The organism is Candidatus Obscuribacterales bacterium (assembly GCA_019744775.1).
Lineage (GTDB): Bacteria > Cyanobacteriota > Vampirovibrionia > Obscuribacterales > Obscuribacteraceae > SBAT01.
Genome location: JAIETZ010000001.1, coordinates 653,946 through 680,043, shown reverse-complemented (window position 1 = coordinate 680,043; position 26,098 = coordinate 653,946). Strand labels below are relative to the sequence as shown.

The 26,098-nt window shown below is 47.6% G+C and carries 14 protein-coding genes; 5 read left to right on the top strand and 9 right to left on the bottom strand.

The features are described from left to right. Positions 1-12 precede the first annotated feature (12 nt). On the top strand, positions 13-1,095 hold the full coding sequence (locus K2Y22_02990) for an NAD(P)H-binding protein (protein MBX9877399.1): 1,083 nt from the start codon (positions 13-15) through the stop codon (positions 1,093-1,095). 157 nt (positions 1,096-1,252) lie between these two features. On the opposite strand, the gene K2Y22_02985 is transcribed toward K2Y22_02990, so the two are convergent. Together K2Y22_02985 and K2Y22_02980 are read right to left on the bottom strand one after the other, a co-directional pair. Next, entirely contained in the window at positions 1,253-2,290 is a 1,038-nt protein-coding gene (locus K2Y22_02985; protein ID MBX9877398.1) for a hypothetical protein, read from the bottom strand. A 44-nt stretch (positions 2,291-2,334) separates the two neighbouring features. After that, on the bottom strand, positions 2,335-3,336 hold the full coding sequence (locus K2Y22_02980) for a hypothetical protein (protein ID MBX9877397.1): 1,002 nt from the start codon (positions 3,334-3,336) through the stop codon (positions 2,335-2,337). A 233-nt stretch (positions 3,337-3,569) separates the two neighbouring features. Between K2Y22_02980 and K2Y22_02975 the strand changes: the two genes are divergently transcribed. Together K2Y22_02975 and K2Y22_02970 are read left to right on the top strand one after the other, a co-directional pair. Next, the gene (locus K2Y22_02975; protein ID MBX9877396.1) at positions 3,570-4,241 is read left to right on the top strand and encodes a hypothetical protein; all 672 of its coding nucleotides are present in this window, start codon (positions 3,570-3,572) and stop codon (positions 4,239-4,241) included. A 108-nt stretch (positions 4,242-4,349) separates the two neighbouring features. Next, entirely contained in the window at positions 4,350-5,105 is a 756-nt protein-coding gene (locus K2Y22_02970; GenBank protein ID MBX9877395.1) for a hypothetical protein, read from the top strand. 12 nt (positions 5,106-5,117) lie between these two features. Here K2Y22_02970 and K2Y22_02965 read toward each other — a convergent pair whose 3' ends face one another. From K2Y22_02965 to K2Y22_02955, 3 genes are all read right to left on the bottom strand, one after another. Further along, positions 5,118-5,348: a hypothetical protein gene (locus K2Y22_02965; protein MBX9877394.1), complete on the bottom strand. Its 231-nt coding sequence runs from the start codon at positions 5,346-5,348 to the stop codon at positions 5,118-5,120. Next, a complete protein-coding gene (locus tag K2Y22_02960; GenBank protein MBX9877393.1) occupies positions 5,329-5,598 on the bottom strand; it encodes a hypothetical protein in 270 nt (89 codons plus the stop codon). Before K2Y22_02960 ends, K2Y22_02965 begins: the two co-directional genes overlap by 20 nt. A 170-nt stretch (positions 5,599-5,768) precedes the next feature. Further along, positions 5,769-6,332 carry a single-stranded DNA-binding protein gene (locus tag K2Y22_02955; protein ID MBX9877392.1) on the bottom strand — a complete coding sequence of 188 codons (564 nt, stop codon included), beginning with the start codon at positions 6,330-6,332 and terminating at the stop codon, positions 5,769-5,771. Between the two features lie 285 nt (positions 6,333-6,617). On the opposite strand from K2Y22_02955, the gene K2Y22_02950 reads away from it, so the two are divergent. Both K2Y22_02950 and K2Y22_02945 read left to right on the top strand, forming a co-directional pair. Beyond that, positions 6,618-7,646 carry a serine/threonine protein kinase gene (locus K2Y22_02950; protein MBX9877391.1) on the top strand — a complete coding sequence of 343 codons (1,029 nt, stop codon included), beginning with the start codon at positions 6,618-6,620 and terminating at the stop codon, positions 7,644-7,646. A gap of 151 nt (positions 7,647-7,797) precedes the next feature. Beyond that, the gene (locus tag K2Y22_02945) at positions 7,798-22,152 is read left to right on the top strand and encodes a hypothetical protein (GenBank protein MBX9877390.1); all 14,355 of its coding nucleotides are present in this window, start codon (positions 7,798-7,800) and stop codon (positions 22,150-22,152) included. Here the strand turns inward: K2Y22_02945 and ddlA are convergent, their stop codons facing one another. From ddlA to rpsT, 4 genes are all read right to left on the bottom strand, one after another. Beyond that, positions 22,153-23,247 (bottom strand): D-alanine--D-alanine ligase, encoded by a 1,095-nt coding sequence (gene ddlA / locus K2Y22_02940; GenBank protein ID MBX9877389.1) that lies wholly within the window; start codon positions 23,245-23,247, stop codon positions 22,153-22,155. A 13-nt stretch (positions 23,248-23,260) separates the two neighbouring features. Continuing rightward, the gene (gene murB / locus K2Y22_02935; protein MBX9877388.1) at positions 23,261-24,169 is read right to left on the bottom strand and encodes a UDP-N-acetylmuramate dehydrogenase; all 909 of its coding nucleotides are present in this window, start codon (positions 24,167-24,169) and stop codon (positions 23,261-23,263) included. Then, positions 24,153-25,610, bottom strand: coding sequence for a UDP-N-acetylmuramate--L-alanine ligase (gene murC / locus K2Y22_02930; GenBank protein ID MBX9877387.1), 1,458 nt, complete (start codon positions 25,608-25,610; stop codon positions 24,153-24,155). Before murC ends, murB begins: the two co-directional genes overlap by 17 nt. A gap of 125 nt (positions 25,611-25,735) precedes the next feature. Further along, complete coding sequence (gene rpsT, locus K2Y22_02925; GenBank protein ID MBX9877386.1) at positions 25,736-25,987, bottom strand: 30S ribosomal protein S20; 252 nt, start codon at positions 25,985-25,987, stop codon at positions 25,736-25,738. Positions 25,988-26,098: the final 111 nt, after the last annotated feature.

The window sequence follows — 26,098 nt, the reverse complement described above, 5'->3', positions numbered from 1 at the left end:
AGGAGGTGTCGAATGGATAAGTCCAAGACCGTTTTGGTAATTGGTGCTACAGGTTATATAGGGGCGCGTTTGGTGCCTCGATTGCTCAATGCCGGTTACAGAGTAAGGGCCGCGTCGCGCTCTCTGGACAAGCTGTTGCGATGCACCTGGGCAGGTCATGAAAATCTTGAACTTGTGTCCTGTGACGTGATGAACCTGCAAGAATTGAATCAGGCAATGCATGGCTGCGAGCTTGCTTACTACTTTGTACATTCCATGAATTCACAGCATAGAAATTTTGCGGAGGCAGATCGCCGTGCTGCCCACAATATGGTAGCTGCAGCACAAACAGCCGATATAAAACGGATTATATATTTAGGTGGCTTGGGTGATAGAAACGATAATTTGAGCGAACACTTGCGCTCTCGCGATGAGGTGTTGCAAATCCTGCGTAGTGGTCCTATCTCTGTAACTGCACTCAGGGCTGCAATGATAATTGGCTCCGGAAGCGCTTCCTTTGAGATCCTACGTCATCTTGTAGAGCGGTTGCCATTGATGATAACGCCAGCTTGGGTGCGTACGCCCTGCCAGCCAATTGCTGTCCGCAACGTGCTCAATTATCTAATTGGTTGCTTGGAACAAGATGACACCACTGGACAAGTTTTTGATATTGGAGGACCGGATGTTTTCAGTTACCAGCGCTTAATGGACATTTATGCAGAAGAAGCCGGACTTCAAAAGCGGTATGTGATACCTGTTCCCTTCTTTACGCCGAGGTTGAGTTCATATTGGATTCATCTTGTCACACCTGTGCCTGCTTGTATTGCCCGTCCCCTAACTGAAGGATTACGAAACCCTGTAGTATGCAAGGAAAATCGTTTAAAAGAATTAGTTCGACAAGATTTACTTAATTGTCGCACTGCGATAAGACTTGCTCTCAATTGTTTGCAGCATCAGCAAGTCGAAAGTCACTGGAACGGTGTCGATGCTATTCGACCTGCTGAATGGCGTTATGCCGAAGATCCTCGCTGGGTTGGTGGCAGTGTTTTTGCTAAAGCAGAATTGCCGTTGATCAAGAACATTCCTCAGCGTGAGGATTGTTTATCTAAGAAGTGAGCAGTGTGTAAGTTGTAAATGACCATAGGCAATTAAATTCATCGGTCCGAAAGGTTCTTAGAGAAGAAGGATGACGGCAATGCCGACATTGGTAAATTGCATACTCGTAGTCGAGTCCTATTCGAAAAACTGAGCAAAAGTATAGAGAGTAAGCTCACTAGCGAAGTTTAGAAATTTCCGCTTTAGCCTTCATTTGCGATACTCTATCTGGAGCAGCGATTACTCGGACCGACTCTGGTACCACTTTGACATTTAAAGGAGTGGTCCTTCCTTCTTTGCCGTCGATCATTATTGGTACTTCTCGTAATAGTTTTGGCTGAGCTAGCGGATTTCCTTTTAGTGTCATGGCTGCTTTGTAGAAAAACCATTGCCATGGAGATAATCGACAGTGTGTGGCAACTACTTCTATAAGGACTTTTTTTGCCTCGAATGTGTAACTGGGCATATTAGAGGGATTGAGTCCACTGGCATAATGTAGAACTATGGCAACATAGTCTCTTAGAGTTTTAGGGCAGAGTACATTTACTCTCAAAAGACCATCAGCAAGAGCGCCAATGTCGCTAGGTTTACCTAAGCCCAAATCATGAATATTCGTTATTAAAATCCCTGCTGAAATCACCTCGAAACTAGTCTTTTCTGTGGTAATGCGGAATTTTATTGGTGGGGCGGCTATGGAAGCAAGCAAAGATCCGGCATAGGCGGCTAGCTTGAATTTGCGTTTTGCTTTACGTTTAGGAATGAAAAAGGCATCTGACATGGGACCTACTCCAGCTGCTACACAGAAGTGATTGTCATTAGCTTGTCCTAAATCGATTAGGATCGGCTTTCCTTCAAGTATTGTGTCCACGGCATGTTCGGGTGGCAGGGCAAAAAATCGTTCTTCTACAATCCCGAGATTGCGTGCCATAACGTTAAAGGTTCCCAAAGGAAGAATTGCTGCGGGAATGTCTGATTTTGCTTGTGACAGAGCAGATAAGACTCTCCTAACTGTGCCATCACCGCCAGCGGCAATAACCAGGTCTAGCGGAGGTTTCAGATGCGAGATAATTTCATCTTTTTGGTCAGGAAGAGTAAGAATTGTTGTGAGGTAATCACCCTTTTCGGCCAATTCATGAGCAACCTTGCCAATCCAAAGGTCGGTTTCCGGCGTGGACTTGCCTTTGGGTTTATAAACTATCAATGCATTTTTTGTCATCGAATTAACGATGCAGTTTATGCTGTTTTGTTTCCCACAATTTCTTAGTGCTGGTAGCGCTTTTCAGTCTCTTGAAGCAGCTTTGCATACTTAGCAGCTTCGTCCAGCTTGTTCTTTAAGGTCTTAACAGTCACCAAATCTCTTAGCGTTTTAATAGATCCCTGAGGAATAATTTCATCAAATCCAATTCGGCTGTCGTCGAGTGATTTGGTCAATTCTTTTTCTGCGAGATCCAAGTCGCCTTCCTTTAGGTAGCAATGCCCCAATTCTGCGCGAATGTATGGTGAACTCTGCTTGACTGAACCAGGCTTGTCTAATTTCTGCTCAAGTTTGTCGTAGAAGGATAATCCTGATGCGAAGAGCGGTATGGCAAGCTCGTTCACGTTGGCTTTGGCATAATTTCTAGCTGCGTGCAGTCCAGCCAAAGTCGCAAAAATGTCATCGTTCTTTCTTCGATAACCCAGTCTCGCCATAAAGTAAGCCGTTCCGGCTTGTTTGTGATTGCCTGCTTCTTCATTGTCGCGCCCGATGGCTTCGAAGTCCTTAAGAGCATTTATTGATTCCTTGCCGAAGACTCTTTCATCAAGTTCAAGTTTGTCAGTGAGAATCTTTGCACACTTGCCCGAATCCTTATTGGCTCGAGCTTGGGCATACTCATCGAAAAGACTGACGTATGTTTTTAGATGTTCTGGTTTAATAGACAATACTTTGTCTTGAGCCAGTGTCGTTGTTTCTTTGGCTCTTTCGTGCGCGATTGCTGCTTGCTTCTTCATGGACTCAGTGTATTTGTCACGCGATGCAGACTGCCGGTTGGACACTCCGGACTCCGTGAAGTCGCGGTCCATCGCCTTGTAATCGGTTCTTACGTGGTTGCTGTTTGCACCGAATAGCTTGTTATCAATTTTGACCTTGTCTGTGAGTATTTGAGCGCCTTGGACAGTGCTAGCACTTGTATTAGCCCTAACTGACACATAGTCACTGAAAAGATTTGCTTCTTCCCTTGCTAGTTCCCGTGCCTGTTTGTCCGACAATTTATACGAATCCATGCCTCTTAATCCCCTTAGATGGCTGAAGTTGAACCCCAGCATAGGACAACCGCCGTTACATGCCACTGGGGGTTCTACGCACAAGTGTTTAACCTTTACCTTAAAATTCGACGCCATTCTAGTGATCAATCCAGAATTTTAGGACCGGAAGCCGCTGACCTCTATGTCGGTGCTAGTATGAAAACAGATACCAGCTACCATTTGATTTAGTGAGACCTGTAGGCGAGTCAATTATGGGCGAGAAAAGCAAACTAACGGTTTTGACGATGATGCTCTTTTTTGCAGCGGGCGGTAGCTTTGCGCAGGACCAGTCGCCGATACCACTGCAAGGCAATGTGAAGATAAACATGCTTCAGGTTGAGGATACTCTGGTTCAGATGGAAGCATTAGAGGCGAAGATTAACAAGGACAGTCAGGCACTTGCATATCAGTTGGTGCGTCAGAATATACAGAATGCAGTAAGCCCTAACGTGATTGGCTCAGCTACCACGCAGATTATTTTGCCGCCTGCACCGATGCCTGATGGCTCGATGAGAATGGGTGATTTGAAGCCAATTTCAAAACCAATCTTTCACAAGCTTTTAACCGATTTAAGAGAGCAAGTTGTAGATTTGCGTAGGAAAGTACTTATTCTAAATAATTGGCCTGTTGGACTGGACAAAGAAGTTGCCGAGCCATGGCGACAGACCACAGTAGCCATCGATGACATGGTGAACAGCTGCAACAGACTCATAGAAGCTTGGAAGAATGACAAATCTTCTAGAACTGCTCTGGCAAAGGAATTGCACGTTATAAACAAACGCTGCGAACAGTTGGATAAGCGTCTTGATCAAATCGCTGGAATTGTAAAAGCGTATGACCACACCAGAAGCGCTGAATTAGCCGGCAGCGCAGATAAGAAGTAGTACAAGTATTTGTAATGTTACAGCTTGCCGATTATAGGACGCAGTGACGTCCCATAGCAAAACCCGTCGATATAATCGAAGAAAAGACATATGCAAAGGTAGGGGCGTATGACAGAAAAATTCATTTCGAAGCGCTTTGTGGACGCTGTTTCGTTTGCTGTGATACTAGCAGCATCGCAGGTAACTACAGCTCCATTATTCGCGCAAGGGCTGCAAGCAATGCAAGGTAAGCCTTCCGGATCTGGGGCAATGATAGAAAACTTCCAGCGTCTGGCTGCAATTCAAATGCCTGCAGGTTGGGAAAAGACTCCCGAGCCGACAGGACCAGGATATGGGGCATTGCCTGGTTATTCGATTAAGTACCATAGTCCGGATGATGATGACACCAAAATTGGTGTCATGAGTTTGGAATTGCCGATGATTACGGATGCGTCCAGCAATGCTTTTCGTGAAATTCTCAAGCAAGGTCCTCACCTTATTTACACCGACGCAAATCCAGTAACTGAGGCTGACGAAAAAACCATGCAAAGTCTGGATGAGGTTTTGGGTAACGCTGCAAATAATCAGGTGTCTAAACATGCGTTAGAAGTACAGAAGGGCTATACGATTCATAACTTTCATTTGCAGACTGTCGAAGTGATAACAATAGGCGGTCAGTCTGTGTTGTCTTACAAAGGCTGGTATCAAGATAGAGACAACCGCTCACACGGCACACGCAGTTGGGTGCTTTCAATTGACGCTACGCCTAATGACAAAAAGGCCGATGCACAGCACATCTACATGGAAGCTGACGAAGACGAGGAGTATCAAGCTGCGCTCCCTCTTTTCCAAGAGTCACTTAATTCTGTCAGATGGAAGTTCTAGAGGGCACTTTCGTTACGCGGATTTTTCTGCAAGTAAGCGTTCTAATAGCCACATTCTCGTGAGAGCGCTTACGGATAGACCTTTGGCTTGTGCGATGGACTGGAGCTCTCCCATTTGAGACGATTCTACTCGGCATTGTATGACGGCATCCTTCGGAAGTCGTTCGCCTGCTTCGCGACGAATTTTTTCTGCACGTTTGGAAAGCCTGTCATAACGTTCTTGGTTAGTTTCTCTTTTGGGCATCGGTAAACTCCTCCAGATACTTCTTTCCGGCATTCATTGCATGAAATACGATTTCGTCATCGCCAACCAACTCGACTCCAACTTCAAGGATTCGTCCAGACTTAGTGAAACCGACGAACATCAATCGATCGTTTCCGCTGATACTTACTCCAAGGTCCAACCAAATTGACTCAGTGCCATTCAGCACTTCATCTACTTCAGTCACGGTCACGTTGTGACGTTGTAAATTGTCTTTCTTGTACGAAATCATCAAGGAATATCCTTGATGTATTTGATTGTAATACAAACAAATACATCGGTCAATCTAACCCAAAAACAAAGGACGGGCTGGAATCCCGTCCTTTGTGGTTCTCTTGGCACGCAAGGTGTGTGGTGTTGGCGTGGGTAAGGAGGAGAACATCCTTTATTTAGTCGGCGACGTCATGCCAACTTTGCGTGGATTTTTGATTTTGGTCCTCCACGCTGAGGAGCAGCTTTATAGCTTGACTTCGAATTGGGATAACCACCTGAGTAGTCATCATCGTCGTCGTCCTCATCTTCGTCATCTTCGTATTCGATTTCATCATCTTCATCTGACATGACTAATTCACCTCCTATTGGATTTACAGTCTGTGTTGTATCGGCAGAAGTTCCCGCCGGTGTGTCTAAGACGCGAAGTTTTGGTGGAAAAGCAACTTGGGTTGCCTCGACGACTGGAGTGACGCGGGATTTACCGTGTCTGTCTGTCCAATGGTCCATTACCAAACGACCGGTGACGGTCACCTGATAGCCTTTGGCGAGGAATTTGGATGACAGTTCCGCTAACTTGCCCCAGGTCTCTACTTTGTAAAAGTCTGTGGTTTCAGTTGGCTTGCTGTTATTTTTGGCCTTTTGGCGATTGTTGATGGCAACCACCATTGTTGTTTTAACGCGACCGGATGGAAAGCACATTTGCTCCGGCGCACGGACCAAATTCCCCACGATTGAAACACTGGCTAAGCTCATACGCACCTCCAAGGCAGACGCCCTTTCGGCGCCTACAAGAATTGAATAGTGGGGAGATGCTAGTAAAGTAGCATACCATACATACGTCAGTCAATGATCGGAATTTGGGCACTGGTGGCACTCGTGTGGCCGACACTGGGTTTCCGGGTACAAGATTTAATGTGCTAGGGCTCATCTGCGCCGACAATTGGTAAAAACCCAACTATAGGTTTCGATACAAGTGAATTCACGCAATGAATCCCCCGAAGCGAAGCAAGGATTGCGAGGAGAGGAGAAGGCACAGGAGTGCCTTCGGATCCTCCGCCGCAGAGCGAACGCGGTATGCCGGACGGCAAGCGGAGGCGAAGCGTGAGCGAAGCCGGAGCGACTATAAACTGGTTTGAACGATACAAGTTTCGCCAGCCTTTGGGGCAAGGCGGTATGGGTACTGTATATCTTGCCGAGGATAAGACCGAAGGCAATAGGCAATGTGTCATCAAGCAGCTGACTAACAAATACGCCGACCCTGCGGTCCACCAGGAGGCTATAAGGCTGTTTAAAAGGGAAGTGGCTATCCTGCGCAACTTAAATCACCCCGGCATTGTAAGGGTGTTTGACGACCATGCTACTGACGATGGGCGTTACTTCCTAGTAATGGATTTGGTTCCGGGCAATAACCTGGAAGTGATGCTTAAGACAGGTGGTCCTTTTGATTCCAATCACGTCACATGGATTGCTATTCAATGTGCGGAGATTCTTGAGTATTTGCACAGGCAAGAACCACCGATTATTTATCGTGATTTGAAGCCGAGTAATCTTATGCTTACGCCAGAGGGAAAAGTTGTTTTTGTAGACTTTGGTATTGCAAGAACATTTATGCCCAAAGAAGCTGCTACGCGAGTGGTGACTGCGGGATACTCACCGCCGGAGCAGTACTTAGGCAAACCAGAAGTACGTTCGGATTTGTATTCGCTGGGACAAACTATGGGGCATTTGCTAACTGGCATGAGACCCAAGCCACTATCAAGCTATGCACCGTTGCATTTAAATCAGAAGGTCAATCGCCGTCTTGATGCTTTGGTTAGGCAGTTGACGACTTACGAGCCAAACATGCGTCCGGAGTCAGCTACCATTGTTAAGTACGAGCTTCATCAGATTTATAAGGAAATGCATCCGGAATATGTCATTCCGCCTATAGAAATAAATGCCGCTCCGGATACGCAAGCGAAGACGCACACTGCAAGTGATGCAGCCAATACATCCTTTACCGATTTCCAAGATCCTTCTGCCAAGCCAAAAATCTGGAAAAAAATTCGTGGTTGGCTAGGAATTTAGCTGCTGCGAAGGTTAATGGTTCGTGAATTCAGTCCCGGAAAGGTTTTGTGAGCCAATCGGCTGGGTATGAAATGTAGGGGGCGAGCCGTTAGCTAACTATAGCTATGGTCAATTTGACCATGTCTAGAAAGCTAGCGGACACATAACTAGTGTGCGGGCACCAAGAATGGGTGGTGCTTTAACAATGGCGTTTGTACGAAAAATTATTATTGTGCTCGCTATCCAGCTAATATTGCCTTGGTCGGCGTACGCTCAGGAGGCAGGATCAGTTGCAGATGCAGCAAGTTCGACTGTGTCCCCTTCTGCAAATCTTGATCTGTCCTCAACGGAAAGATCAGTTTCTGCTGCTTCTGTTATGTCAAATGCCGGCGCAGCAACCATAAATTTGGCTGGTGTAAGCAGAACCGTCAGCCCGACCGATATGCTTACTGCTGCAGAGATGGTGGCTGTCAGGCAAGTGCTAAATGCCGGACACCAGTATCTGCAGTTAAACGAGCTTGGTGTTGCTGTCGGTGGAGGACTCAGGCTCAACTACCATGTTGCCGATGGTCTCAGTAATCTAGTTATTCCTGCCGGGGTACATGCATCACAAAATGCCGCGCTGATGCAAAATTTGAATCTGACCGGCAATTTTACCAATGCCGGCACATTTAGCGTTTACTCCACCAATCCAGCTGTAAACGCAGCTTCTGTCAATGCTACTAATATATACAACAACGCAAGTGGATTAATTTCCTCCACGCTGGCCAATCTCAACCTCAATGCCATTAATAACATAGTCAATGCTGGGACGATCTCGAGTTCCGGCAACTTGAATTTGACTGCCGGAAATTCCATCGTCAATGCCTCCTCTGCGGCAATGATGGCTATGATGCAGGCTAACAATATCAGCATGGTGGCAAACAACATCGTTAACAGTGGAACCATTGCAGCCCTCACAGGCAACCTCAACATTGCCTCGCAGATGGCACAGAATCTGGCCGTCAACAACATCGGCGGCATGATGCAAGCGCTCAATGGCAATATAAACTTTCGCGACTCATCATATAGCGGTTCTGCCAATATAAGTCTCTTGGGCGGGGATTACCTTTCCCGGCAACTCAATCTCTATGCAGGAACAGGCACGGCAACGGTTAGTGTCGGGCAAATCGCAGGAGTTGTTAATACGTATGCCGGTGCGGAACATATAACTGCTGATACAACACTTTTGAAATTAGGCAACAACATCTCAGGCGACCCTACTTATTACAACACGGGTGGTATTGAGATTGTGGGAACAGTGTCATCCGATGAGGATTTAGCTATCGTAGCCGGAGGTGATATCACAGCAGATATCAACGGTCAAATTGTCACCAATGGGCATAACCTTTTGATGATTGCCGGAGCAAACATAACAAGCACCTGTGCCGGTTGCACGCAGCCAGGACCGGGACTGGTTGGTCCCACATCAGGCGGACTGACACCCACATTAGGACTTGCCGAGGGGGGCGTTACCGTTAGCCTAACTGGTGGCTCAGGCGGCAATATTGATTTAAGCGGTAGTTTGGAGCAAAAAGTAATTGACACATCATCAAAGAATAGCGCAGGCGGCAATGTCAAAATGGTTGCCCTGGCAGATGCATTTGGCTCAAAGGGAACAGTTAAATTGAATACTTTCTGCCTCCTCGGTAATTGCATCGGAGAGATTAATACAGTAGGAGGTGGTGCTGGTGGTGGGGGTAGTGTGACAATTTATGCCGGTGCTAGTTCCTTGTCGCCGGTTACATCAATCAACATCAACCAGATTGCCACTACGAGTAATGGAACACTCAACTCAGGGTCCGTCATATTGCAGACAACTCAGGCTGTTACATCTGATTTGCAGCCACTGGTTCTTGATGCGCATGCTGTCATAACCAGTGGTAACACTATTCAACCCGGAGCAACCCTGGCACAAGCCGGCATTTCAACGGGTGCCATCAACACTGATGTCGCTGGCGGCTCGCAAAAAGGAGGCGATGTCACCATCAAGGCTTACGGTGATATCGATACGAGTGCGGGCACCATTGCAACGATAAACAACGGCGTTGGCGCGGCCGGCGAGGTCATAATAACTTCAAGCAATGGCTCTGTCTCAACTGGCGAGATCGACTCATTTGTCTACAGTGGTTGGATAGCAGCAGCCAATGTAACTATCTCGGCTTATGGAAATATTACTACCAATGGGCACTTCATCTATGCATTCCAGGGGGGATCAGGCGCAGGTGGCACAATAACGCTCACATCAACCACTGGCTCTGTATCAACCGGCGTTCTGCTGACTGGTGTCGGCGATACAGTGGCGGCAGGCAATGTAGTTATCTCGGCTTATGGAAATATTACTACGGACAAAATTTATGCTTTTAACGTCGGCACGGGTGGAGGCGGCACAGTGAATTTTAAATCAAGCAATGGTGCCATTTCAACCGGCGAGATCGCCGTCAATACCCAATTAGGTTTAGTGCCGGCAGGGAACGTAACACTCTCAGCATATGGAGATATTACTATAGGCGGCAAGATTGATGCTTCCAACGCCGGTCCAAGCACAGGCGGCTCAGTTACCTTATTGACACTAGGTTCATTGACTGTCGGCGACATCGATACCTCAACCAGTGGCTCGCTTGGCGGATCAATTACTGCTGCCGCTGGCGGTGATAATGGAAGTCATTCCATTGTAATGGGAAACCTAAAAACTTCGGGGTCACTTGCTGCCGGCTCTGTAGAAATAGTATCCACTGATCTTTTGCAGAAGCCCAATACTATTGGTACTATCACAGCGCAAGCGTCAGGACAAAGTGGAGTAGGCGGAGCAATAGGGATAGCTACGCTAGGTGTGCTGGCGGTAGGGGCCATAGATACGACCAGTACTTATACAGGCACAAGCAGTTGGGCACAATCAGGGTCGGTATTTTTATCATCCGGTAGCACTGCTAGCAACGCGATTACTGCAAGCTCCATCAATGCGTACAACTCAACAAATGGATCAGCGACAGGAAAGTTAATACTGATAGCATCAGGAGGCATAACTGCCGGCACAATAACGATTGCTGCGTACAGCAGCTCGGTCAATCCAAATTATACGAGTCCTACGACATCGATAAGCTCATCTACCACCATAGATGTATCTGTATATGGAATAACATCCTTCTCAAATTATAATCCACAAGGTTATTCGTCAATAAGTGGTGGTGCAAGCACTAAATTGACTATTGATAGTGCACAAAAATTATCAATGTTAGTGCCGCTTCTTTGTCTGGGTGATGTTTCAATAGGGTCTGCAAAGTCAACTAATGGTGCTGGGGTAGCATTGGTAGCATCTGGAAATATCACTGTCAGCGGAGCGGGTGGCGTCAATACGGTTGGCACTACTGGTGGTGGCAATGTTAATTTGCTCTCTATTGCCGGGCAAATATCCGTTGACAATATTACCACAATAAGCAATGGTGGAGAGGCTGCTGGTAATGTTAGTGTGTTCGCTTCTGGATCTATCAATATCGGCGGAAATATTAGCGCGTTTAACTCAAGCTTAGGCGCGGGCGGCACGGTCACTCTAGTATCGAGCACCAGCTCTGTTTCAGTTCACGAGATTGACACCTATGTACACGGCTGGACGGCAGCGGCCGGCTCTGTCATTATCTCAGCTTACGGAGACATTAATACAAATAGCAGTGCAATTAAAGCTTATAACAGTCACGCATTTACACCCGACACAGGTTCAGGTGGCACGGTCTATCTAGTGTCGAGCAATGGCTCTGTCTTGACTGACGAGATCGATACGTATGTAGTTAGCAGTTCGGCAGCAGCCGGCAATGTCTTTATCGCAGCTTACGGAGAAATTGATACGAATAACAAAGCAATTGCTGCTTACAACGCAGGCCCCGGTGCAAGCGGCAACGTCATTCTAATTTCGAGCAATAGCACTATTGCGACCGGCGCGATTGATAGCCATGTTACCAGTGGCTCGGCGAAAGCAGCCGATGTAACTTTCTCGTCTTATGGGGCTATTAATCTCAATGGAGTGCTTAATGCTTCCAATACAGGTAGTGGCTCAGGCAGCACAATCAATCTACTTTCAGGCAATGGCTCAGTTACCACAGGTGGCATCAATGTGAATGTTAGTACCGCTTCGATTGTAGCGGGGAATGTAAATATCGAGGCTACCGGAGCTATTAATACGAGCGCAGGCACTATTCAGGCTAAAAACGGCGGCACGCGCCCAATCGACGGCGGAGTTACTCTGCTATCACACACCAGCTCAGTTACAACCGGCGGCATCAACATCAGTGTCGATGCTGGTTCGGCAGCACTAGCAGGCGATGTGTCTATCTCAGCACCCCAATTTATTACTGTTGGCGCCAAGATTGATGCTTCCAATAACGGCACCGGTGGCGGTGGCGCAGTCACTCTAACGTCAAGCGGTAATTCTGTCACAGTCAGCGACATCGATACGCATGTCCAGAGCAGTTCGGCACTGGCAGGCGGTGTCAGCATTTTGGCTTATGGACTTATTAATGGCGGTGGCGGAACAATCAATACTTCTAATGGAGGCATAGGCGCAGGTGGTGCAGGCTCTGCCGGTACAGTTACGCTTATGTCAAGCACTGGTTCTGTTTCGACAGGCGGCATCAGCACCAACGTTAGCGGCGGCTCGGCGCCGGCCGGCGATGTGACTATATTGGCTAATGGAAATATTTCCGCCAGTGGAGCAATTAACACTTCTAATGCCGGCACAGGCTCAGGCGGCGAGGTTGCACTAACATCAGGCAATGGGTCAGTCTCAATTACTGGAATCCAAACTAACGTTGGCGGCGGCTCTGCGGCAGCAGGTAATGTAATTATTGCTGCTCCCGGAGCAATTTCTGCAACTGGTTCCATTGCCACCAATAATACTGGTGCAGGCGCCGGTGGCTCTGTTGCTCTGATTACTCAAGGCACTATCGGTTTGAGTACTATCATAACTTCTGCCACAACCTCTGGGGCGCCAAGCGGGTCGGTATTTTTGAGCAGCGGCCATGCCGGCACGGGGGCAATAGTGACAGGTGCAATTACCTTAGCTGGTGGCGCGTTGTTGGCAACAGCGGCAACCGCTGGTAGCATCGCGGTCCAATCTTTTGCAAATGGCAACACGCTTTCAGTGAATGCCGGACAGATTTTTGCAACCGGCACGTACACAAGCAACATTAATATACTGCCGCTTGCCTTCACCAATAGTGCAACCGTTACAATTACACCGGCAATGATTCCCGGTGGCGGGTTTACATCATTTAGCAATACCGGCACAGTCACACTTGCTGATGACGTAGGCGCTAGCGGTAATGTCATTACCTTCCGCGACTTTTTGCCTGTTTATGTGCAAGGTGCTGTCACCTCCCTGGGGACAATTAACGACAGCACTGGTCAGGCTAATTTTTTCGTGATGGCACCAACAGTATCAGTAAGCAGTGCTACCACTTACACGAGTGCATCAGGAAGTCTAAACATGCTTGCTAGTCAAATGAGCTTGGCTGCCATCAATACAAATGGTGCAAACTTAAACCTGACGTCCCTTCAAGGTATTACTACCACCACAATTAACACGGTTAATTCTGGTGGCACGGTTGCCGGCAGCGCCTCGCTTTTGTCAGTCATTGGCTCTGTTACAACTGACGCGGTGAATACCAATGTCACAAGTGGCTCGAGAGGCTCAGGCAATGTAATTATCTCGGCTTACGGAACTATTAGTACGAATAATCAAAGTGTGAATTATCAAGCCATTAACGCGTCTAACTCAGGCACAGGAATAGGCGGCACGGTTAATATAACAATTTCCGGCAATGGCTCTGTTGAAACCGGACAGATCTCAACCAGCATCAACAACACGTCGTCGAATGCATTCGCAGGCAATATAACTATCTTGTCTGCCTCAGCTATAAGAACTAACGGGCAAGTAATTAGCGCTTCTAACTCAGGCACAGGCGGAGGCGGCACCTTGATGCTAACTTCAGAGACCTTTTCGATTATAACTAATGATATCGACACGCATGTAGCAAGTGGCTCGGCACCGGCCGGCAATGTGTTTATTTCGGCTTTGCAATTAATCAATACGGGCAACATTAACGCCTCTCATGCAGGCTCAGGCACAGGTGGCAGTGTTACCTTGGTAAGAGCGGCAGCAATGGGTACGGCAAATATCGACACCTCAAGTACGGGCTCTGCCGGCGGCTCTATTATTGCCGGAGCTGTCGGTGATAATGGTGTCTATACCCTTGTAATGGGAGATTTGAAAACTTCTGGGTTCACGACTGCCGGCTCCATCATGTTAGTTGGTGATGATTTTGGGGCGAAGCCTCTGCTTGTTGGTACCATCACAGCGCAAGCGACAGGACCAAATGGAGTTGGTGGAGCAGTAGGAATATCCGGACTAGGGACCGTGGCAGTCGGGGCCATAGACACGACCAACACGGCTGCAGTTACAAGCAGTGGAGCACAATCAGGGTCGGTATTTTTATCATCCGGTAGCAAAAACAATAACGCGATTGCTGCAGACGTCATCAACGCATACAACTCAGCAAATGGATCAGCGACCGGACAAGTAATACTCATCGCATCAGGAACTATTACAACTTATGGCGCCATAACTACTTCAGCTGGCACAATCTCTGCGCAGACATTTTCATCAAATGTCGTGAGCGGGAGTGTTGCATCGGTGAACCCGAATTATACGAACAATTTATTATCAATAACTTCATCTACAACCATAAATGTGTCGGTAACTGGAATATCAGGGCCGTCGTCAAATTATAATCCGAGTGGATATGCAGCTCTAAGCGGTAACGACACTGTGTTGACCATTGATAGTGGCGGCAATTCATCGTTGTTAGCACCGCTTGTCTTTACTGCTTTTGTTCCAATGACAATAAAGTCTATAAATTCAAAAAGTCATACTGCGGCTGATGGCATAGCACTGTTGGTATTTGGAAATTTGACGCTCAGCGACACGGTAGGCATCAACGCAGCCGGCAGCACCAGTGGTGGCAATGTCACTATGCAGTCTTCGGCTGGACAAATATCCATTACAAGTATTGCCACAAATAGCAGTGGCTCTGGGGCGGCAGGCTCTATCAATATCTCCGCTTGGGCAGCTATTCCTGTCACAGGAACAATTAACGCTTCTAACTCAGGCACAGGTGCAGGCGGCACAGTCTTCCTCGCTTCAACTGATAATTCTATTGCAACTGGCGGGATCAACACCACTGTCGCTGGTGCAACAGCTGCAGCAGGTAGTGTAACTATCGCAACTTTCGGAGCTATGAGCATTAATGCCATTAATGCTTCTAACTTAGGCACAGGCGTTGGTGCAGGCGGCACGGTCCTTTTAACGTCTAGCAACAGCTCTATTACGACTGGCGAGATCGACACCTATGTCGAAAGCGCTCCAGGAGCAGGTAATGTAACTATCTCGGCCTATAGATCTATCACTGCCGGAGGCATTAAGGCTTATAACACCGGTCAAGGCTCAGGCACAGGCGGCGCGGTTACTGTAACGTCAAGCACTAGCTCTATCTCTATCTCAACCGGCACAATCGATACACATGTCGTGGGTGGTGCAGGAAACGGCGGCGATGTAACTATTTCGGCTTATGGAGCTATTAATATAAGCAAAGCCATTGATACTTCCAACGGCGGCACAGGTACAAGCGGTGCGGTTGCATTAACATCAAGCAATGGCTCTGTCTCTACTAATGGTATCATCGCTACTGCCTACGGTGGTTTGATAGCAACCAGTAATGTAACTATCTCAGCTTACGGCGATATTAATATGAACGACCAGCCAATTTGGACATACAATGCCGGGCCAGGCACAGGTGGCACAATTACTCTTATATCAAGCCATGGCGCTGTGTCAGCTGCATGGCTTTTCACGGGTGTCGGCAACACTGTGGAGGCAGGTGATGTAATTATTTCAGCTGCTGGAGATATTACTACGAACCTGTGGCCAATTCAAGCTTTTAACCAGGGCACAGGCAGCGCTGGCACAGTGTCCTTAACATCGGCTGGAGGTAGTATTTCAACCGGTGGGATCGACACCCATGTCGGTTTAGGTTCGGTGGCAGCAGGCGATGTAGATATTTCAGCCTATGGATCTATTAGTATCGCTGGACTACTTTTGGAAACCAAAGCGATTGATGCTTCCAGCAAAGGCACAGGCTCAGGCGGGAATGTTGCCTTATTGAGTCGTGCAGGAGCAGTGACTCTCATAGGCGACGTCGACACCTCAAGTGCTGGTTTTGTTGGCGGCACTATTGCTGTTGCTGCTGGTGGTGATAATGGCTTATATTCCATAGCAATGGAAAACCTGAATACTTCGGGGTCAGCTGCTGGCGGATCTGTATTAGTAGTATCCAAAAATTCTATGGGGACAGCTATTGGTACCATCACAACGCAAGCTTCAGGACAAAGTGGAGTAGGCGGATCAGTAGGGATAGCTACACTAGGGGCGTTGGAGGTAGGCAACATTGACACGACCAACACAGCTGCAATTGCAAGCAGTGGCGCACAATCAGGGTCGGTATTTTTGTCATCCGGCAGCACTGCTATCGATGCGATTTTAGCAGGCGATATTAAAGCGTACAATTTAAATGGATCAGCGTCAGGACAAGTAATACTTATCGCATCAGGAGGTATTATTCCAGGCACAATAACGACTTCTGCGGGCAACAGCTCTGTAAATCCGATTCATATAAGTTTTACGACATCGATAAGTTCATCTACAACCATAAATGTATCGGTAACCGGAATATCAGGGTTATTCTCAAATTATAACCCGCAAGGCTATTCATCAATGAGTGGCGGCAGCACTCAATTGACCATTAATAGTGGCGGCAATTCATCATTGTTAGCACCGCTTCTTTGTCTGGGAGATGTTTCAATTGCGTCTATAAATTCAAATAGTGGCACCCAGGCTGATGGGGTGGCATTGGTAGCGTTTGGAGATATAGCGCTGAGTGGAGCTGTTGGTGTCAACACGGTTGGCACTACCAGTGGTGGCAATATTAATTTGCTCGCTGTTGCCGGACAGATATCTCTTGTCGGTATTGAGACAGAAAGCAGTGGTGCAGGGGCGGCAGGTTCTGTTAGTATGGCGAGTAATGGAGCTATTACTGTCGGTGGAACGATTAACGCTTCTAACTCAGGGACGGGTTCAGGCGGCACAGTCACTCTAATTTCAAACAGTAGCTCCGTTACAACTGGCGGATTTCTCAGCTTGGTCCCCACCATCAACACCTCCGTCAGTGGCGGTTCGGCAGCAGCAGGCAGTGTAACTATCTCGGCTTTTGGAGCTGTTAACACGAGCGCGGGTCCCATTGTAGCTAGCAACAGTGGCACAGGTTTAGGCGGTACGGTTACTCTAACGTCAAGCAATAGTTCTGTTATAACCGGAGAAATAGATACGAACGTCCAGAATGCGTCATCATTAGCGGCAGCCGGTAATGTCGTTATTACGGCTTCAGGAACTATTGCTGTCTTAGGAAAGATCAATGCTTCTAACGCAGGCCATGGCACAGGCGGCATAGCCACTCTAACATCCAGTAATGGCTCAGTTATAACCGGTGAGATCAACACCGATTTCACCAGCAATTTGCTGACAGCCGGCTATGTAACTATCTCGACCTATGGATCTATTACTACCGGAGACATTAAGGCTTCTAACGCCGGCGCAGGCGCAGGGAGCATGGTCACGCTGTTATCAGGTGCCTTAATTACGACTGGCGAGATCGACGCCAATGTCAGTGTTGGTTCGACGATATCGGGGAATGTAAATCTCTACGCTTACGGAGCCGTTAATGCGGGCAAGATTGAGGCTACTAACGGCGGCACGGTTACTTTAGCATCCAGCACTGGGTCAGTTACAACCGGTGAGGTCAACACCCATGTAAGTGGCGGTTCGACAGCAGTAGGTGCTGTATCTATCTCGGCTTATGGAACTATTGCCGCCGGCGGAACGATTAACGCTTCTAACAGCGGTACAGGCGTGGGCGGCACAGTTACTCTAACAGCAAACACTGGGTCAGTTACAACCCATGAAATTGATACATATGTCACAAGTGGTTCGGGGGCAGCCGGTAATGTGATTATCTCAACTAACGGAGCCATTAACACGAATAACAATGCAATTAATGCTCATAACGGTGGCACAGGCATAGGCGGCACAGTTTTTCTAATTTCTAGCAATGGTTCTGTTGCTACTGGCGGGATCGACACCTATGTTAGCGGCGGGTCGGCGGTATCCGGCACTGTGACTATCCAGGCTAATGGATCTATTACTGTCGGCGCAGCGATTAATTCCTCTAACGGTGGCACCGGAGCAGGTGGCGCGGTCACTCTAACAACAATTAATGGCTCTGCATCAATTGGCGGGATCGACACCAGTGTCAGTGGCGGCTCGGCACCTGCCGGTAATGTAATTGTCTTGGCTTCCGGAGCTATTACTGTAACTGGTGCCATTGCCACTGATAACACAGGTACTGGTGCCGGTGGCTCTGTTGCTTTGATTAGTGGTAACACTATTGGTTTGGGTACTATCATAACTTCTGCCACAACCTCTGGCACTCTCAGCGGGTCAGTATTTTTGAGCTCAGGCAATACCGGTACCGGGGCAATAGCAACAGGTGCGATAAACCTAGGCGGTGGTGCTTTGTTAGCAACAGCGGCAACCAGTGGAATTATTACGGTCCAATCATTTACAGATGGTGGCACGCTTTCAGTGGATAACGGGCACATTTATGCAACTGGAACCTACACAAGTGCCGTTAATATATTGCCGCAGTCCTTTACCAACAGTGCAACAGCCACAATTACACCGGCAATGATTCCAGGCGGCGGATTTGCGTCGTTTAAAAATAGCGGCACAGTAACACTTGCCAATGACGCAGGCACCAGTGGAAATGTCATTGCCTTCAGTGATCTTGTACCTGTTGTAGTGCACGGTGCCGTCAGCTCCCTGGGGACAATTAATGACAGCACGGGTCGAGCCAATTTTTTCTTGATCACAAAGACAGTATCAGTGAACAGTGCCACCACTTACACCAGCAAAACTGGAAGTATAACCATGATTGCTAATCAAGTGAGCTTGAGTGATATTAATACAAATGGTGCAAACCTGAATGTCACATCCATTCAATCTATTGGCACTGGCACAATTAATACTTTTAATTCCAATAGCACGAAGGCCGGCAATGCCACACTTTTGTCACTCACTGGTTCTGTTACAACTGGTGAGATCGACACCCATGTCACACGCGGTTTGGCGGCCGCAGGTAATGTAACTATTTCGGCTTATGGAGCTATCAGTACGAATCAGCATATGGTAAATGCTTATAACGGCGGCATAGGTGCAGGCGGCACAGTTACCCTAACATCATCAGGTACTGGATCTATCAAAACTGGCGGGATCCGCACCGACGTTGGCAGCGCGAACTCATTTGCAGCAGCGGGCAATGTAAATATATTGGCCGCCTCAGGTATCAGTACGAACGGGCAAGCAATTAATGCTTCTAACGCCGGCGCAGGCTTAGGCGGCTCAGTTACCTTAACAGCAAATGCTGCTGATATTACAATCGGCGAGATCGACACCTATGCCACAAGCGGTTCGGCGCCGGCAGGCAATGTGGCAATCTCGGCCTATAAATATATTTTTACGGGAAAGATTAAAGCTTATCACCATGGCGCAGGCTCAGGCGGCAACGTTACCTTATTGAGGGCAGTAGCAATGAAGACCGACGATGTCGACACCTCAAGTGCTGGTTTTATTGGCGGTAATATTGTTGCTGCCTCTTCCTTTGATAATGGACACTATTCCATTGAAATGGGAAACTTGAACACTTCTGGGTCAACTGCTGGTGGGTCTGTATTAGTAGTGTCAGATGATTTTGCAAACGCGCTTACAAGTATTGGAGCCATCACAACGACCGCGTCAGGGAAAAGTGGAGTAGGCGGCTCGGTAGGGATAGCCTCTCTAGGGACGTTGGTTGTAGGTAACATAAACACGACCAACACAGCTGCAGTTGCAAGCAGTGGTGCACAATCCGGGTCAGTATTTTTATCATCCGGTAAGAAAACAGCTAGCTCGATTACTGCAGGTAGTATTAATGCTTACAACAGTAGTAATGGGTCAGCGACCGGGCAAGTAATACTGATATCACCAGGAACAATTACAACCAATGGAACAATAACCGCTCAAGGATCTAATATCCCTCAGGGGACATATTCAACAAACTATGTGGGCTTGGGAAATCAAGCATCGGTAAATCCGAACTATACAAGTGGTCCAATGTCGATAAGTTCATCGACAACAATAAATGTGTCGGTAACTGGAATTTCAGGGCCAACATCAAATTATAATCCGAAGGGATACGGATCGATAACCGGCAGCGACACTGTCCTGACCATTGATAGTGGCGGCAATTCATCAATGATAGCACCGCTTTTTGTGACTGCTTTTCTTCCAATTACAATAGGGGCTATAAAGTCATCTAGTGGCACTAATGCTGATGGTGTGGCACTTGTGACATTCGCAAGTTTGACGCTCACCCATACTATCGGCGTTGATACTCATGGCAGTATCAGTGGTGGCAATGTTAATTTGGTCTCTGAGGATGGCCCAATATCCATGCAACGTGTTGACACATACAGCAGTGGTGCAGGGGCGGCCGGCAATGTCAGCATTTCGTTTTATGGAGATATCACTGCCGGCGGAACTATTAACGCTTCTAACTCAGGCACAGGATCAGGCGGCACGGTTACTCTAATATCAACCAATGGCTCTGTCACCACTGGCGGGATTGATACCTCTGTCGCGGGCGGAGCCGCCGCAGCAGGTAATGTAACTATTGCGGCTTATGAATCTTTGAGTACACAAACAATCGACACTTCTAACACCGGCACAGGCGCAGGCGGTACAGTCTTTCTACTGTCTAGCAACAGCTCTGTTACGGTTGGCGCGATTGACACCTCTGCCAACGGTGGCGCGGCAGGCAATGTATTCATTTCGGCTTATGGAGTGATTACGCTTGGTGGCAATGTTAAGGCTTACGACGCAGGTTTAGGCGGCGCAGTTACATTGAGCGCAGGGGGGGACATTAGAGCAACGTCCTCATTGGTAACACTGCTAAGCCCATCAATAACACTTATAACAACTGCAGGCAATATTGGCTCTGATCCGGTGTCCGGTGGCATTGCCTTAAGCATTGAAGCATCTCATCTTCATTTTGCCACCAATGGAAATGTATACTTATTGCAGCAAGGTGATCTAATACTTGATTCTTCGGTTATTGGTGATTCTACTCAGCTGAATATTTCAGTTAATGGATCGGGAACTCTTTTCCTGAATGGCCTTGTTTCCAACTCAAGCTCGACTATTGGAACGCCTGGGCAAAGTATTAACTTGTCGGCGCAAAATATTGTAAATTTGCCGGCACATTCCGGTATGTCTTCGCTTATCGCTAGCAATATTATACTTTCTGCTCCGGGAGGAACGATAGGGGCAAGCAATAGTCCGATTTATCTCTATACGCCGAGCCTTAGTGCTACCAATCCGAATTTCATCGTCAATGGTCCGCCGCCGACTCCTCCTGCGCCTTCGATTCCTGGGGTTCCTGCTATGACGACGAATCCTTTCGCGTTAGTTTCGTTTGCAAATTCGGACTTGAACGTGCTTAATGGACAGGACAGTAGTGCCATTCAGCAGGTACAAAATTCGAACATAAATTTCTTTCAGGCAGGTTCGCAGATCAACCAAGATGTTAAATGGGCGTCACGCAATTCTTTGAATAATATCGATATAGAAGATCTTACTGCTAATAGTTTAAACCCGCAGTCGACCCCTCCCTTAGACAGTGAAGCGCTTGGGCAGAGCTTTGCTTATTGCAATGCCAGTGATTTTAATTCTGACGTCGTAAATGAAATGCACTCACATGGAGCTATTCTCGGCTCACAAAGCACGGCCAATTTATGCGTTTTACAAAAGGGTAATTTTTTCTTCCAGCCTCAAAACGACATCAATGTACAAGTTCAAGAGGGCGAAGTCCAAGTGCCTAACGGTGCGTCGGTGCTTGTAATGGAAACCGGACATGATGTTGCGGTCTTTGATATCAATGATGGGCCGCATGCCCGTGTGCGTGTAAAGTCAGGCAATAAAGTAATTACCTTGTCGCCAGGCAGGCAAGTAGTGTTGACCAGGCAGCTTGATGCGGATTTTGATCGTGTGAATCCATCAAAGTTAATAGGTTACAAAAATGCACGCGCACATATGGTGGCAAGCGACATTCGCGCCTATTCAGCTGACTTTTCGCTGCCTTCTGTAATGATGAGCGTTCAGCCTGTGAAGCGCATGCTTTCCTCTGACAACCCGGATGATAGAAGGCTGGTGCAGCGTATGATCAAGCAAGCTGTTATTTTGACTATGTTGCCGTCTAAGTCCGGCCCGTTCAAAACATCGGCGAATAACTAATCAGGCTTTGACAGCAATTTGCTTGTTGTCTCTTTTGGCGCGTTCAAGGGCAAGTTGAATAAGCATGTCCAGAAGTTCGCTGTATGGAATTCCTGTTGCTTCCCAGAGCTTGGGATACTGACTTACTTTGGTGAAGCCTGGGATTGTGTTGATTTCATTGACCAGCAAGCGATTGTCTTCTGTGAGGAAGAAGTCTACACGCGACATTCCTTCGCAGCACAATGCCTTGAAGGTCTCAACAGTCAGCTTCTGAACTTTCTTGACTATCTCTGGTGGGAGCTCGGCTGGAATTTTTAGAATGGCACCTTTTTCGTCAATGTATTTAGCTTCGTAAGAATAGAAGTCCGTTTGTGGAATTACTTCTCCAGGCAATGAAGCGATTGGGTCGCTGTTGCCCAGTACGGAGCACTCTATTTCACGACCCTTGATGAATTCTTCGATGATTATTTTGTTATCGTAGCTCCACGCATCTTTTACTGCGAGCTTGAATTGGTCTTCTGTCTTTACTTTGTGCACTCCGACGGAGGAGCCGAGATTTGCCGGTTTGATGAATAGCGGCAGACCAAGATCTTTGACGATGTCTTGGAAATGTAGGGAATCAGCTTGTGATTTCGTGAAAGTCAGGAATTTGCCGATTGGAATTCCAGCGTCACGCAACAAGCGCTTGGTGACGTCTTTGTCCATGCCTATTGCTGAGCCTAAGACATCCGGACCGACATAAGGAATATTCGCTAGTTTGAGTAGTCCTTGAATAGTGCCGTCTTCGCCATAGGGTCCGTGCAAAACTGGGAAGACAACATCAACTGCTTTGGCTGTTTCGTCGCCTATGCCAATTAACGGCTGATCTTTTTGATAAGGAACAAGAGTGACAGCTTTGTTGGCGCCATTTAGTTTGATCAGTTTTGGATTGTCGGCATTCAAGAGAAAATGCGAGCTTTCATTGAGAAACCATTGTCCTTCTTTGTTAATGCCAATGAGGACAACTTCGTATTTGTTTTTGTCGAGTGCTTCAATGATGCTCTTTGCTGACTGCAAAGATACTTCGTGCTCTGCAGATCTGCCACCGAATAATACCGCCACTCGCAACTTGCTCATATCATTTCCTTTATTAGTGTGTACCGTTCCAAATGCCAAGTTCTTGTTTAGTGAATTTGCCCAAGCGCTTCCATTCAGGATGCAGGCGAATGTCGAATTTATTGTATACGGAGTCTTGCATGCGCATGAGTAAATTAGTTACTTCTTTTGATGTTGCTCCGCCTAGGTTGATGATGAAGTTGGCATGGATTTCCGAGACAGCAGCTGCACCTTCGCGGAATTCCTTTGCGCCTACTTGTTCCAATAGGTAGCCGGCAGTTTTGTCTGGAAGCGGATTAGTGAATGTGCTTCCACCGTTTGGCCACGAAAGAGGTTGCGTTTTCCATCGGTAATCTTCGTTGTGTTGAGTCTGTTCAATAATGGCCGCTGCTTCACCTTTTGGTAGGCGAAAACGTGCGGACAATACAATTTGCGACTCAGGATCAATCTCAGATTTGCGATAGGCAAAATTCAAGTCGGCATTGCTCAATGTGACCAGCTGCCATTTCTTAGTATCGAAAACAGTCACTGACTCAAGTATATTCGCTGTGCAACTTCCATGAGCTCCAGCATTCATGACGACAGCGCCGCCGACGGTGCCGGGGATGCCTACGGCAAATTCCAGACCTGACAGTCCAAGCTTTGCTGCATGCTTTGCTAAGTGCGGTAGTCTTGCGCCCGCCCCGGCTTCAATAAGAGTATCGTCAAGCTGTTTTATTTCGGTGATAAGTGCTGTGCGAATGACAGTACCTTCAACACCCTCGGATGAGACTAGTAAGTTGGAGCCGCCGCCAATTACGTGCCAGGGTTCGCCTGTTTTGCGCAAGCGATCAAGCAATTCAATTGTTTCTTCAATGCTTGAGGGATTGCACAGGCGCCCAGCTTCGCCACCAATTTTTAGTGTCGTAAAGCGGTATAGCGGTGCGTTAGTTACTTCTTCCATGAACAAGACCCTGCCTGGCCAGTGCCAGGATCTCGGAACCCACCTTAGTTATATCACCGGCGCCCATGGTTATTACCAAATCTCCAGGCATAAGATGAGGAACAATTTGTTGAGCAAGGCTATTTGTTGCCCCTGGCAGGTAGAAGACATGAGGATGTGTTATTGATGCTGCAAGCTTTTCAGAGTTGATACCTTCAATGGCTCCGCCACGTGCAATGTAAACATCAGATATCAAGACCAGGTCGGCAAATTCAAATGCCTGACAAAACTCATTCCAGAAATCGCGAAGACGTCCTGGCTGGTGCGGCTGGAAGACAGCGACGATACGTCCTTTTGGTGCAGCATTTTGGTGTGCCAATAATTTGTACGAGCGAGCTGCTTGTAGAGTTGCCACAACTTCTGTTGGGTGATGGGCGTAGTCGTCTATGACGATTACTTCGTTTGTCGAGCCGATTATCTGAAATCTTCTGCCGACACCGGTAAAGCTTCCCAGCGCTTCTGCAATCAATGCAAAAGGAATGCCTAATTCATTACCGACAACCACTGCAGAAAGTGCGTTTAGTTTGTTGTGTTCGCCAGGCACTTGCAGATTTATTTCGCCAAGTTCTTTTGATTTGTGCCAAACCTTGAGACCAAATCCAGGCAGGCTCTCATAGCGGTAGTCTGCATCACGAGAGAATTTAGCGCTACCGTAAGTAATTACTTTGCCGTTGATGCGGTCGCGAATAAGGCGACACCCGGCATCATCCTGGCAGAGTATTGTGGCGAAACTACTTTTGTTGGCGAAGGTCACCATTTCCTCACGGATTTGTTCTATTCCGCCAGGATAGTTTTCCAAATGATCGGCTTCGATGTTTGTGATGAGGGAAAGATATGAATCTGTCTTTGCGTGCGTGCCATCTGATTCGTCGCATTCTTCAACCAGATAATCACCCTTGCCTAAGCAAGCGTTTGAACCAATCTTGGAAAAAATGCCGCCGACGACAACAGTAGGATCAAGCTTTCCATGGAGAAGCACTTGAGCGACCATGCCTGTAGTGCTTGTTTTACCGTGAGTGCCGGAGATGGCGATGACGCGGCTGTCTTTGCCTAGATAAGCAAGCAGCTTCGAGCGGTGCCAAACAGGAAGATTCTTTTTGAGGGCAAGGGACAATTCCGGATTTTCTGTGTTGATGGCAGTTGAGACAACAACAAGATCAACGCCGTCGATATTTTCTGCCTTGTGCCCAAGGCAAATACGGGCACCGAGCTTTTCCAGTTCGTCGGTAATCGCACTTTTTTCTTTGTCCGAGCCGGATACTTTTATTCCTTTAGCCAGGAGCAGGCGCGCTATTGCCGACATGCCTATGCCGCCTATGCCAACCAGGTGGACACAGCCGGTGATTGTTTCCAAATTCAGGGTTTGAGCTTCAACCAAGTGCGTAGTCGATTTGACGTTCACGGGGGACCCTCGTAGTAAATCCGTAGTAAACCGTTATCCAAGATTCAGGCTGCTTGAAAATGCGCAGCTTTCCTTACTGCACATTAATATAACTGAATCGTAACGAATTTACTGCTGGAATTAGCTTACGGGGCGATTTTTTTAGCCAGTTGAGACTTCTTTCTGGCTGCTGTGTTCTTATGCAAGATGCCCTTGCTAACTGCGCGGTCAATAACGCTGTAAGCGCTTGTGAGAGCTGTCTGACCAGCTTTCTTGTCATCGGCTGACTTTTCTACTTGAGTGGCAGCGGTTCTAACGGCTGCTTTCCAGGAGCGATTACGCTCGCGGTTGCGCTCGGCAACTTCTACACGCTTTTTAGCTGACTTAATTCTTGGCACGACAAACCCTTCCCTAGTCTTGAGAATCCTCGTGCGTCATTGAGACGTGCACGGGAAAACGAATCTCAAATTCTAGCACATGACAGCGTGCCTGCATGGCTCTTTCGACAT

What these genes read in the sequence shown, in the direction of transcription:
- K2Y22_02980 (MBX9877397.1), bottom strand. Translation starts at nt 3,336, where the DNA reads ATGGATTCGTATAAATTGTCGGACAAACAGGCACGGGAACTAGCAAGG.
- K2Y22_02990 (MBX9877399.1), top strand. Translation starts at nt 13, where the DNA reads ATGGATAAGTCCAAGACCGTTTTGGTAATTGGTGCTACAGGTTATATA.
- murB (MBX9877388.1), bottom strand. Translation starts at nt 24,169, where the DNA reads ATGGAAGAAGTAACTAACGCACCGCTATACCGCTTTACGACACTAAAA.
- K2Y22_02955 (MBX9877392.1), bottom strand. Translation starts at nt 6,332, where the DNA reads ATGAGCTTAGCCAGTGTTTCAATCGTGGGGAATTTGGTCCGTGCGCCG.
- K2Y22_02965 (MBX9877394.1), bottom strand. Translation starts at nt 5,348, where the DNA reads ATGCCCAAAAGAGAAACTAACCAAGAACGTTATGACAGGCTTTCCAAA.
- K2Y22_02970 (MBX9877395.1), top strand. Translation starts at nt 4,350, where the DNA reads ATGACAGAAAAATTCATTTCGAAGCGCTTTGTGGACGCTGTTTCGTTT.
- K2Y22_02975 (MBX9877396.1), top strand. Translation starts at nt 3,570, where the DNA reads ATGGGCGAGAAAAGCAAACTAACGGTTTTGACGATGATGCTCTTTTTT.
- ddlA (MBX9877389.1), bottom strand. Translation starts at nt 23,247, where the DNA reads ATGAGCAAGTTGCGAGTGGCGGTATTATTCGGTGGCAGATCTGCAGAG.
- K2Y22_02960 (MBX9877393.1), bottom strand. Translation starts at nt 5,598, where the DNA reads ATGATTTCGTACAAGAAAGACAATTTACAACGTCACAACGTGACCGTG.
- K2Y22_02985 (MBX9877398.1), bottom strand. Translation starts at nt 2,290, where the DNA reads ATGACAAAAAATGCATTGATAGTTTATAAACCCAAAGGCAAGTCCACG.